General features: G+C 74.1%; 8 protein-coding genes and 2 pseudogenes. 5 read left to right on the top strand and 5 right to left on the bottom strand.

The window, feature by feature from the left end; genetic code table 11:
- Window positions 1–88: 88 nt before the first annotated feature.
- From OHA91_RS29255 to OHA91_RS29240, 4 genes are all read right to left on the bottom strand, one after another.
- Window positions 89–709 (bottom strand): TetR/AcrR family transcriptional regulator, encoded by a 621-nt coding sequence (locus OHA91_RS29255; protein ID WP_031153980.1) that lies wholly within the window; start codon window positions 707–709, stop codon window positions 89–91.
- Between the two features lie 35 nt (window positions 710–744).
- Window positions 745–2049: a hypothetical protein gene (locus tag OHA91_RS29250; protein ID WP_328740319.1), complete on the bottom strand. Its 1305-nt coding sequence runs from the start codon at window positions 2047–2049 to the stop codon at window positions 745–747.
- Window positions 2050–2233: 184 nt separating this feature from the next.
- The gene (locus OHA91_RS29245; protein WP_031153984.1) at window positions 2234–3085 is read right to left on the bottom strand and encodes a cupredoxin domain-containing protein; all 852 of its coding nucleotides are present in this window, start codon (window positions 3083–3085) and stop codon (window positions 2234–2236) included.
- A gap of 140 nt (window positions 3086–3225) precedes the next feature.
- Window positions 3226–5496 (bottom strand): right-handed parallel beta-helix repeat-containing protein, encoded by a 2271-nt coding sequence (locus OHA91_RS29240; RefSeq protein WP_328740318.1) that lies wholly within the window; start codon window positions 5494–5496, stop codon window positions 3226–3228.
- Between the two features lie 217 nt (window positions 5497–5713).
- On the opposite strand from OHA91_RS29240, the gene hmgA reads away from it, so the two are divergent.
- Both hmgA and OHA91_RS29230 read left to right on the top strand, forming a co-directional pair.
- Entirely contained in the window at window positions 5714–7042 is a 1329-nt protein-coding gene (hmgA, locus tag OHA91_RS29235; RefSeq protein ID WP_266502841.1) for a homogentisate 1,2-dioxygenase, read from the top strand.
- A gap of 68 nt (window positions 7043–7110) precedes the next feature.
- Window positions 7111–7860 carry a GntR family transcriptional regulator gene (locus OHA91_RS29230; RefSeq protein WP_266502839.1) on the top strand — a complete coding sequence of 250 codons (750 nt, stop codon included), beginning with the start codon at window positions 7111–7113 and terminating at the stop codon, window positions 7858–7860.
- Window positions 7861–7898: 38 nt separating this feature from the next.
- On the opposite strand, the gene OHA91_RS29225 is transcribed toward OHA91_RS29230, so the two are convergent.
- Window positions 7899–8060, bottom strand: a complete 162-nt coding sequence (locus OHA91_RS29225) for a hypothetical protein (RefSeq protein ID WP_167344737.1) — start codon at window positions 8058–8060, stop codon at window positions 7899–7901.
- Window positions 8061–8208: 148 nt separating this feature from the next.
- Between OHA91_RS29225 and OHA91_RS29220 the strand changes: the two genes are divergently transcribed.
- The 3 genes and pseudogenes from OHA91_RS29220 to OHA91_RS29210 all read left to right on the top strand — a co-directional run bounded on the left by OHA91_RS29220 (window position 8209) and on the right by OHA91_RS29210 (window position 11006).
- Window positions 8209–9333, top strand: a complete 1125-nt coding sequence (locus OHA91_RS29220) for a type ISP restriction/modification enzyme (protein WP_328741185.1) — start codon at window positions 8209–8211, stop codon at window positions 9331–9333.
- 78 nt (window positions 9334–9411) lie between these two features.
- Window positions 9412–10221 (top strand): annotated as a pseudogene (locus OHA91_RS29215) (ATP-binding cassette domain-containing protein); the annotation flags it as partial.
- Window positions 10218–11006, top strand: a pseudogene (locus OHA91_RS29210) (ABC transporter permease). The pseudogenes OHA91_RS29215 and OHA91_RS29210, both read left to right, overlap by 4 nt.
- The last annotated feature ends 6 nt before the right edge of the window (window positions 11007–11012 follow it).

Below are 11012 nucleotides of genomic sequence, written 5' to 3'. Positions count from 1 at the left end.
GTCGTCACGAAACGCGGGCGGGCCGAGCGGGATACGGGCGGCGGGGCCGGGAGGAAGAGGGAGCGGCCGGGAGGAACGGGGAGGTGGCTCAGTCCAGTACGCGGGCCAGGTAGGCGTGCATCATCGCGCGGGTCTCGGCGACGATGCCGGGGTCCCCGGCCGGGTCGGTCCGGAAGGCCAGTTGGATGAGCGCGTCGGTGGCCTCGACGGCGACGAGTACCGCTCGCTCCAGCGTGGCGTCGGGGGTCAGGCCGAGGTGCGCGGAGAGCAGCTCCGTCAGGCGGGCCGCCACCTGGTGGTTGGGGTCGCCCTCGGCGTCCCCGGCCGGCGGCGCGGGCACGCCGAAGTCGACCAGCGCGAAGCCGGGCACGCTGCGCTTCATAGCCAGGTACTCGTCCAGTACGGCGTCCACGACCGGTCGCCAGTGCGTGGCGGGGAGGCCTTCGAGGCGGTCCGCGATGCCGTCGACGTAGCGGTCCAGGTTGCGGTGGGCGAGGGCGATGGCCATGGCCCGTTTGTTGCCGAAGAAGCGGTAGACGGATCCGATCGGCACGCCGGCGCGCAGGGCGACGGCGCGGGTGCTGAGGTTCTCGTACCCGGTCTCGTCCAGCAGTTCGGCACAGGCGTCGAGGATCCGGGCGAGCCGGTCGGCGCTGCGCTGCTGGATCGGCGTACGGCGCAGGGAGTGGGCGGGAGGCACGGGGTCCATCATGCCGCTCCTCGCTTCCGGGTCCGGCGGGGGCCTCAGTTCAGGAGGAGGCTGAGGCCCCCGATCGTGTAAATGATCATCAGGGTGAGCAGCGGCAGTTGCCCGGCCACCGCTTTCGCGGGCGGGAAGAGGCGTACGGAGCGGTCGTGGGCGGCGACGACTCCGAGGACGTGGCCGGTGACGACGGCGATGACCTGGAGGGCGGCGAGGCCGCCGGGGCCCAGTGGTGGAGCGGGTTCGGGGGCGTTGTCAGTGCCGAATGCCACCATTACTGTGCGTGGTCCTTCGACTACCAGGAGGGAGAAGTAGTGGGCGATGAGATAACCGAGGGCGATCGGGACGAGTGAGTGCGCGAAGGCGGTCAGCGGGCCGGGGTGCGGGCCGCTGACGAGGCGGGTGGCCGCGGCGCACAGGCAGTAGAGGGCGGCGACGAGGGCGATGGAACCGAGCAGTCCGAGGGTGGCCGTGGGGGTGCGGCCGAGGGGGGAGGTCTGGAGGGTGTTGATCCACGAGGGGTTGTCGGAGAAGCCGTCGTAGGCGGTGGATCCGAGGAGGACGCAGACGGTGGCGACGAGTCCGGGCCGCTCGGGCGTCGCGTCGAGTCCGTGGAAGGGGTTGCGGAGTACGAGGCGGCCGTCGCTGCGGCGGCCGAGGGGGGAGAGGCGGGCGAGGAGGGCGGAGTACGCCTCGAAGGCGTCCCCGTCGGCGAACCAGCTCTCGCCGTAACGGGCGGCGAGCAGCAGCTGGGCGGTGGTGTAGGCGGCGAGCGCGATGAGGAGGGTGGTGGTGGATGCGGGATCGGGAGAGACGAGTTCCAGCCAGGTGAAGCCGAACAGTCCGGCGGCGGCGGGCCACAGCCCCAGCCGGGCGGGAAGGGGGTGGTGGCCGGTACCGGGGCGGTGCAGGGCCCTGGAGAGCAGGCGGTGCAGGGTGCGCAGCGGGTTGAGCAGGCGCCAGACGGGGCCGAGGAGGAGGGAGGCGGGCACGAGTCCGACCCAGAGGAGGACGTAGACGGCACCGGGAGCGGGGTTGTGCGCGGGGTCGTCGGGACCGAGGAGGAGGTACAGCAGGACGACGAGCGCGGCGGCGAGTCCGAGTCCGCGCAGGGTGGTTCGGGTGGCCGGCGCGTCGGCCGCCCGCTGGAGGGCGGCGGGCAGGGCGAGGCCCGAGTGCTCTCCGCGGAAGCGGGAGGTGGACCAGAGCAGGCCGAGTGCGAGGAAGGAGACGAACAGCGCGGCGAAGGCTCCGGCGAACGCGTAGAAGGGAGAGATCGGCAGATCGTGCTGGGATCCGATGCCGTGCGCGAGCGCGGTGAACGGTTCGGCCGGGTGAAGGACCACGCCCTGGCCGTGACCGTGTCCGTGACCGGGGCCGAGGGGGCTCGGGCTCACCATCGGACCGCCGAGCACCGCGTGCCGCCGACGGATCGGCCTTGCGTCCCGGGCTCGGGCCCGAGCCCGGGCGGCCGGGCCGGGGCGTCGGTGGCGGGCGGAGCGTCGGCGGCGCGTGTGGCGTGGCGGGCGGTCATCGGACGAGGAGTTGGGTCAGGACGAGGCTGGACCCGTGGGTCTCTACCTCGAAGAGTCCCGTGCGGTCGGTCGTCAGGATCAGGGTGGCCTCCTGGCCTGCCGGCAGGGCGAGTTCCTTGTCGTAGCCGTGGACGTGCAGGGTGTCCGCGCGGTCGCTGGTGACGCGCAGGGCAACGCGTTCGCCGCGCCGCAGTTCGGTGCGGGCCGGGGCGGGGCTGACCTTGCCGTCCCGGACGGTGATGGTGACCGTGCGGTCCGCCTGCCCCTGGCCCGGGGCCGGCGACTGGGGCGACTGGGGTGACTGGGGCGGCTGGGGCGACTGCGAAGGGGCTTCGCCGTGGCTGTGGCCGCCGGGCGTGCCCGGCGCGGGAGCGGTGAGCTGCGCCGCGCCCTCGACGGGTTTGCCGGAGACCGCCCAGGCGGTGTGGTCATCCGCGTAGAGGCGGACGGTCAGGGTGTGCGCGCCTTCGGGGACCTGCGCCGCGGGCAGGTGGAACCAGGGGCCGTACAGCCTGGCGATCTTGCGTCCGTCGAGTTCCAGGTGGGCGTGGCCGGCGCCCGGGAGGGCGGCGCCGCCGGTGCTGTCGGGGGTGAAGCGGAAGTTCTTCACGCTCAGCTGGAGGTTCCAGCCGTCCTCGGAGTCCGGGCGGAGGGCCAGTCGGACCTCCGGGGCGCCCTCGGCCGGGACCTCGCGGAGCTTGTGGCCGGCCGCGTCGGCGGTGGCGAGCAGGGTGCCGACGCTGCCGGAGGCCTGCTCGTGGCTGGTGCCGGGCTTGTGGTGGGTGGTGGCCCGCCCGCCGCAGCCCGTCGCCGCGCCGCCCGTGAGGAGCAGGGCGAGGGCGATCAGGGCCGCGGTGCGGGCCGATCGGGCGGTGCGAGCGGTTCGCCGGTGCCCGCGCGCCGCCCGGGTTGCACCGGCCGCGCGGGGCGGCGTACCGCAGTCGTCGCAGGGGGTCCGGCCGCCCGGCCGGTCGTCGGGCCGGTCGGTCACGACTGGCCTCCCGCCACCCGGGGCGCCCGGGCTTGCCCGGCGCCCCGGGCCCCCGGAGCCGCTGCGGGTGCCTCGGCTGCCTTGGTGGTCCCGGCCGCCGCGGTCGCCCCGGCTCCCGGAGCCGACTCGGCGGCTTCGGTTGTCCCTGCCGTCCCTGCCGTCCCGGCCTCGTGCAGGGTCGGGGCGGGGCCGGGCGGGGCCGGGGCACGGTCGCCCTCGGGGTCGTCGCCCGGGCCGGCGGGGCGGGCCGGGGCGGCGCCCGGCCGGGCCGAGGCGACGACCGCCCACAGGACCCAGACCACCGCTACCAGGGCCCGCACCCAGGCGGGGCTCAGCGGGGTCCACGGGACCATCAGGACCGCCTTGTCGAAGGCGTCCAGCAGGGTGAGCCCGGCCAGCAGCAGGGTCAGGCGGGCCAGCCAGGGGCGGGTGGGACGCAGCACCAGGCCGGCTCCCGTCCACCACAGGCCGAGCAGCAGGAGGGCGAGGGCGGGAACGAAGGTCGCGGTCAGCGCCGTGGTGGAGCCGGCCACGTCGAGGGCCAGACCGGCCAGGCCCAGCAGCGTGGCGGCCGTGCCCAGGCGGGAGCCGCGCAGGCGGCGCCACCACAGGACTCCGCCGACCAGCAGCAGCACGGCGGCCACGGCCAGCGCGAGCTGGGTCTCCACCCGCTCCAGTCCGCGCGCGCCGTACCAGTCGCAGCCGGCCGGGAGTTTGCGTGCCTGGACGTTGTAGTCCGCGCAGACGAGGAGCTGGACCAGCTTGACCGGCTCGCCGACCAGGCGGGCCGACGCCCCCGTGACGTCGCCCCGCCGCTCGCCGCACCGCGGGACCGTGCCGGGGGTGGACCCGTCGGGGCCGTCCTGCCAGCAGTTCCCGCTGCCCTGGCCGTCCCACCAGACGTCCATGCCGTTGGGGCGGGATGCGCCGGACCGGTCCTTGCCGAGGACGTTGCCCGCGTAGCGGTTGTGGTGGGAGGTGTCCGTCTGCTTCGACCAGGCCTCCTCGCCGCGGATGAAGGCGGGGACCGCGCTGAGGAAGAAGCCCGCGCGCTCGTGCCCGTACACCCAGTTGCCCTCGTAGAGGTTCCAGTTGCCGCCCGCGGTGATGATGCCGGTGCCCGGCGGCATGGAGATCTGGGGGCAGACGACGCCGCGCTCGTAGCCGCGCTCGATCGGCGGTTTGGCGCAGGTTCCGTCGGCGACGTGGCGGTAGTAGTCCTGGTTGTTGTCGTGGATCAGGTTCCGCTCGAACTTGGCGTGGTTCTGCGGGAGTCCGGGGTGGCCGGGGAAGGCGCTGTCCATCGAGGCACCGCCCATGTTCTGGTCGAACTCGTTGTCGTGCACCCACACCGAGTCGCCCGCGGTACCGGAGTAGCCGACCATGTTGTGGTGGCTGCGGCAGCCGGTGATCTCGATGGAGTAGCGGGGGACCTCGTAGCCGCGGCCGTCGTTGATGTTGGAGGCGCTGCCGGGGTAGATGCCCGAGTCGCCGTTCCCGTAGGACTCGCAGTTCTTGTAGAGCCCGTGGTCGCTGGCGAAGGTCAGGAAGCCGTACTCGTCGTTCCAGCGGGTGAGCACGTCGTCGATGACGAAGCCGTCGGCGGCGAGGACGTACAGCGAGTTGAAGGTGGTGCGCTGGGCGGTGAAGTTGCGGAAGTAGACGCCGTCGGACTTGTCGGCGCGGATGGCGTTCAGCTTCTGGTACTTGGCGTCGAAGACCACGTCCAGGCGGGACGCGCCGGTGCCCTCGATCTGCAGGTTCTTCTTGCCGAGGACGGCGACGAGGTTCTGGTTGTGCCGGCACCGCACCTGCTGCTCGTACGACAGGATCTGGTAGCCGAGCGCGGAGTCGGGCGCCTTGAGCGCGGCGCACTCCCCCGTCGGCTTGGGCAGTGAGGGCTCTTCCTCGTAGAGGCCGGGGAGGACCGCGATGTTCATCCCGGGCCGGTCCACGGCGTCGACGGCTTCCTGGAGGTGGCGGTAGCCGCTCTTCTCGCACCGCTCGTACAGGGCGAGGTTGCGGGCCTTGAGCTCCTCGGGGAAGGCGGATATCCGGCGTTCGAAGGCCGGCCGGTCCGTCTTGCAGACGATGAGGTCGGGGTCGGCCTTGCGGTACTCCGGCACGGATCCGGAGCCGTCCGGGAAGGTGACCGGGCGCTCTTCGTGCGCGCGGGCTGCGGGCGCGGCGGCGAAGAGGGACAGGAGGGCGAGGAGGGCGGCGAGGAGCGCCCCCGGCACGGCAGGGAACCTGCGGGTCCACGACATGCGCGTGAGAGTAGAGCAATGTTCATCTTTTGTGATCCCCCCGGGAGCGAATCCGCATCCCCGCCCGGCCGCCCTACGGGCCTTCCTCCCGGATCCTGCCGTTTCCTCCCGCCCCGCCCCCGGACCCACCACGGACACCGCCAGGGCGCCGTTGACGCACGGGCCGCGGAATCCTACTGTCGACCATAGGATTCCTTCGACGGAGCGGGAGCAGCACATGAGCGAGCAGGCCGGCAGCGAGCAGGCCCGGAAGACGGCCGAGGCATTGGAGTACCTCACCGGCTTCGGCAACGAACACAGCTCCGAGGCCGTCCCCGGCGCACTGCCGCTCGGCCGGAACTCGCCCCAGCGCGCCCCCCTCGGCCTCTACGCCGAGCAGCTCAGCGGCAGCGCCTTCACCGAACCCCGCAGCCACAACCGCCGCTCCTGGCTCTACCGGATCCGCCCCTCGGCCGCGCACCCGCCCTTCACCCGGATCGACAACGGCGCCCTGCGCACCGCCCCCTTCACCGAGGCGTCCGCGGACCCGAACCGGCTGCGCTGGAATCCGCTGCCCGACCCGGCCCCCGGCACCGACTTCCTGGCCGGCCTGTGGACCCTCGGCGGCAACGGCGACGCGACCCAGCGCACCGGCATGGCCGTCCACCTCTACGCCGCCAACGCGTCCATGACGGACCGGGTGTTCAGCGACTCCGACGGCGAGCTGCTGATCGTCCCCGAGCGCGGCGGCCTGCTCCTGCGCACCGAGCTGGGCCTGCTCGCCGCCCGCCCGGGCGACGTGGCGATCATCCCGCGCGGCGTCCGCTTCCGCGTCGAGCTGCTGGACACCGACGCCCGCGGCTACGTCTGCGAGAACTACGGCCAGCCCTTCGTCCTGCCGGACCTCGGCCCCATCGGCGCCAACGGCCTCGCCGCCGCCCGCGACTTCCGGGCCCCGGTGGCCGCGTACGAGGACGTCGAGCGCCCCACCGAGGTGATCAACAAGTTCTGCGGGAACCTCTGGTCGGCCACCTACGGCCACTCCCCGCTCGACGTGGTCGCCTGGTACGGCACGCACGTCCCCTACGTCTACGACCTGCGCCGCTTCAACGTCCTGGGCACGATCAGCTACGACCACCCGGACCCGTCGATCTTCACCGTCCTGACCTCGCCCTCGGACACCCCGGGCCTGGCGGGCGTGGACTTCGTCGTCTTCGCGCCGCGCTGGCTGGTCGGCGAGGACACCTTCCGCCCGCCGTACTTCCACCGCAACGTGATGAGCGAGTACATGGGCCTGATCGAGGGCGCCTACGACGCCAAGGCGGAGGGCTTCGTCCCCGGCGGCGGCTCGCTCCACAACATGATGTCCGCGCACGGCCCCGACCACGAGACCTTCGACAAGGCCAGCGCCGCCGAGCTGAAGCCGCAGAAGATCGACGACGGCCTGGCTTTCATGTTCGAGACCCGCTGGCCGATCACCGCCACCGCCCAGGCGGCCGCCGCGGACCACCTCCAGCGCGGGTACGACGACGTGTGGCAGGGTCTGCAGCGCCACTTCCGCGCCTGACCTGCACTGCATACCCTGCGCATGCGCCGCCGCACGTCAGCCCCGTCCAGCCGTTCGGAGATCCACCCGTGACCGCCTTCGCCCCCGACTCGCTGGTCCTGAACCGGAAGCTCCCGCTCTGGTATCAGGTCTCGCAGTCACTGCGCGCCTCGATACTGGGGCGCACCCCGGACGCCTCGCTGCGCCTGCCCACCGAGGAGCAGCTGGCCGAGCACTACGGGGTGAGCGTGCTGACCATGCGGCAGGCGCTCAAGGAACTCGAGGGCGAGGGCCTGATCAGCCGGCACCGGCGGCGCGGCACCTTCATCGAGCCGGGCGCGCTGCGCAGCACCCCGGTCCGGCTGCTGGGCTCGGTCGACGCGATCGTGGCCCAGCAGTCGGGCGAGCGCACCACCGTCCTCGGCCACGGGCGCACTCCCGTGGCCGGGGAGCTGCTGGACCACTTCCCGGACACCTCCGAGGTGGTCACGTACCGGCGGCTGCGGCGCGACCGCGAGAGCGGCGAGCCGACCAACTGGGCGGAGAACGCGGTCCTGCCGGAGTTCGCGGAGGCCGTCGACGTGACCGATCTGGAGCGCTGGCCGATGACGAAGGTGCTGCGGGACGTCGTGGGGGTGCGCATCAGCCGGATCACGGACACCGTGGAGGCCCGGCTCGCGGACCCGGAGACGGCCGAACTGCTCCAGGTCCCGCTGCTCAGCCCGATCCTGCACTACACGGGCGTGACCTACGCCGAGGACGGGCGGGTGGTGGACGTGGCGCGGATCCGCTACCGGGGCGACCGGTTCTCCTTCACGGTGACGGTCGACGCGCACTGACCGGGGGCGTCACTTCCCCGCACCGCCGCCGCTCGTCGTCACTTCTTCTCGTCGTCGGCGGTGCGCTCGCCCTCCGCCTGGGACGGCGTGGTGCGCATCGTCTGGGGGTGTCGCTCCTTGCGCTGCGCCTCGTCCATGTCCTCGTCGAGGCGTTCACCCTCGGCCTGGGACGGAGTCGAGTATTCGTCGTACTGGCTCATGACCGTCTCCTCGGTCGATACCGTACGTATCCATACATAAGGAGCGTAGCTCCTCGGCCTGGAAGCAGCCCGGCCATCGGAGCCCGTCGCTACCATCGGCGGCGTGAGCGCTGACACACCGCAGCCGGACCCGCTGCTGGACGATCTGATGCCCTGGACCGTGGGCGGCCTGCGCCTGGGCCGGGACTGGGTGGCCGCACCCGATCCGGCGGCCCTGCGCACCCGCTGGGCCGTCCTGGCGGGCTCCGCAGGCGCCGAGCGGGACCGGCTGTTCCGCCCGAGCCGCAGCCGTACGCCCACCGCCTCGGCGGCCGCGCTGCCCGGTCAGCGCTCGGCGGCCACGGCCCGGTTCGCCGACGCCCCCGGGCCCTGCCCCGACCCCGTACGGATCCTGCGCGAGCCGTTCGACGAGCAGTGGCTCCTGCCCGACCAGCGGCTCATCGACACCGCCCGGCCGGAGCTCTGGCGGGTCCTCGACGAGCACCAGCTGTTCCTCGTCGAGACCCCGGAGCCGCTGGTCACCGCGCACCTCCCGGCCGGCCGGCTCGGCCGGATCCGCCCGCTGCACCGGCGCCCGGGCGGCGCCGAGCCGAACCTCGCCCCCGGCCTGCTGCCGCTGCTGGGCGAGCGCCACGGCGGCTGGGTGACCCCCGAGGACGTCCTGTGCTGGATCCTGGCGGCCGGCCGCCCCGGCCCGCGCGGGTACGAGGTCCCGCTCGCGGCCGACCCCGGGCGCTGGCGGGCCGGACTGGAACTGGGGCACCGGCTGCTCACCGTCCAGCTGCGCGGGGCGCGCGGCGGGGAGGCGCCCCGGCTGCCCGGCGGGCGCCGCCCGTACGTCCGCTCCGCGGTCGGGGTATGGCCGCGCGAGCTCTCGTACGACGGGGAGACGGAGACGCTCGGACTGGGGAGCGGGACGGTCTCCCCCGTGCCGGCCGGGGCGTGGGAGTACGAGGTGCAGGGCGCGCGCGTACTGGAGAGCTGGTTCGCCGCCCGCACGGCGCACCGCGGACCGGAGGCCGACGGTCTGGCGGCGCTGGGGCCCGCCGAGTGGCCGCAGAGCTGGACCTCGGAACTGCTCGCGCTGGTGACGACGCTGGCTCTGCTGGCCGAACTGGCTCCGGAGCGGGCCGCGTTCGAGCCGGGTCCGGGCCTTCCGGCCGCGGAGCTGCGCGCGGCGGGGGTGCTGCCGCCGCCGGCCTGGAGCCGACGCCCGGCCTCGGTGCTGGACCACCAGGAGGAGGGCCCGGGGGGCCAGTTCGCCCTGCTGTGACCACCCGCGCCGCCCACACCGCCCGCACCGCCCACACCGCCCGCCCCGCCCGCACCTGCCGCTCGGCCCGCACCGCCGCCCACCGGCGGCCGCGCCCTCGTCGCCGGCCACGACGTCACCCGCGACCCGGCTGCCGTCCGCCGCGCCATCGGCGTGACCGGCCAGTACGCCTGTGTGGACGGGGATCTGACGGGCCGCGAGAACCTCCGGCTCTTCGCGCGCCTCGCCGGACTGCGGGACTCCGCCGGCCGCTCCCGCGCCGACGAGCTGCTGCAGCGCTGCGGGCTGGGCGGGGTCGCCGACCGGGTGGCCTCCACCTGGTCCGGCGGTATGCGGCGGCGCCTGGACCTGGCCGCCGGACTCGTCACCCGCCCCCGGGGGCTCTTCCTCGACGAGCCGACCACCGGCCTGGACCCGGCCGCCCGCGAGCAGATCCGGACGGCGGTGCGCGCGCTCTCGGAAGAGGGCACCACGGTGCTGCTCACCACCCAGTACCTGGAGGAGGCGGACCGGTTGGCCGACGACGTCGTGGTCGTCTCCGAGGGCCGGGTCCTCGCCTGCGGCACCCCGGCCCGGCTCAAGGCCCGGATCGGGTCCCGGGCCGAGGTGGCCGTCACCGCGCGGGAGGAACTCGCGGGCGCAGCCGCCGTACTCGACCGGCTCACCGGCGGCCGGCCCGTGCTCGACGAGGAACGGCTGACCGTCGGCGCGACCGTCCTCGACGCCGGGATCACCCTGCCGCGCATCATCCGCGAGCTCGACACCGCGGGCGTCCCGGTGACCGACGCGCGCCTGCGCCCGCCCACCCTCGACGAGGTGTTCCTCCGCCTCACCCGCGTACGCACCACGGCGGACACCGCCGGCCAGGAGCAGGAGGCCGCCGCATGAGCACGCTGCTGTCCGACGGCGGAGCCGTCCTGACCCGCCAGCTCCAGAAGGCCCGGCACGCACCGGCGCTGCTGGTCCTCACCCAGACCATGCCGATCACGATGCTGCTCTTCTTCGGCTACGTCTTCGGCAGCGCGCTCGCCATGCCGGGCGCCGAGTACCGGGAGTTCCTGGTGCCGGGGCTGCTCGCCGCCACGGCCGCGAACGGCCTGATGACCGGCATGTTCACGGCCGCGCAGGACGCCCACCGCGGGGTGACGGACCGCTTCCGGACCCTGCCGATGAGCCGCAGCGCCGTGCCGCGCGGGCAGGCCGCGGCCGACCTGCTCACCACGGCCGCATCGATGGTGCCGCTGATGCTGGTGGGGCTGGCGATGGGCTGGCGGACGGAGAACGGCCTGCCCGGCGCGCTGGGGGCCCTGGGCGTGCTGCTGCTCTTCCGCTTCGCCACCGCCTGAGTGGGCACGTACCTGGGCCTGCTGAGCCGCAGCGAGGAGGCGGCGGGCCAGCTGGGCAGCGCCACCTTCGTGCTGCCGATGCTCTCCGGCGCGTACCTGCCGACCGCCGGCCTGCCGGGGTGGCTGCGCACGGTCGCCGAGTGGAACCCGATCAGCGCCGTCGCCACCGCCGTGCGCGAGCTGTGCGGAAACGCCGGGGCGCAGGCCGGGGCGGACGCCGCCTGGCCCGCCGCGCACCCGGTGGCCGCCGCGCTGCTGTGGTCGGTGCTGCTCCTCGCCGTGTTCGCACCCCTGGCCACCCGCAGGTTCGCCCGTGGCGGGGCCTGACACCGG

It is taken from the genome of Streptomyces erythrochromogenes (assembly GCF_036170895.1).
Lineage (GTDB): Bacteria > Actinomycetota > Actinomycetes > Streptomycetales > Streptomycetaceae > Streptomyces > Streptomyces erythrochromogenes.
The sequence above is the reverse complement of the archived record's forward strand: the minus strand, read 5'-3'. Positions and strand labels throughout refer to the sequence as shown.

Bases quoted from the DNA above. Each gene is read 5' to 3' on its own strand.
- OHA91_RS29255 (WP_031153980.1), bottom strand. From the start codon at position 709: ATGGACCCCGTGCCTCCCGCCCACTCCCTGCGCCGTACGCCGATCCAG.
- OHA91_RS29240 (WP_328740318.1), bottom strand. From the start codon at position 5,496: ATGTCGTGGACCCGCAGGTTCCCTGCCGTGCCGGGGGCGCTCCTCGCC.
- hmgA (WP_266502841.1), top strand. From the start codon at position 5,714: ATGAGCGAGCAGGCCGGCAGCGAGCAGGCCCGGAAGACGGCCGAGGCA.
- OHA91_RS29225 (WP_167344737.1), bottom strand. From the start codon at position 8,060: ATGAGCCAGTACGACGAATACTCGACTCCGTCCCAGGCCGAGGGTGAA.
- OHA91_RS29220 (WP_328741185.1), top strand. From the start codon at position 8,209: ATGCCCTGGACCGTGGGCGGCCTGCGCCTGGGCCGGGACTGGGTGGCC.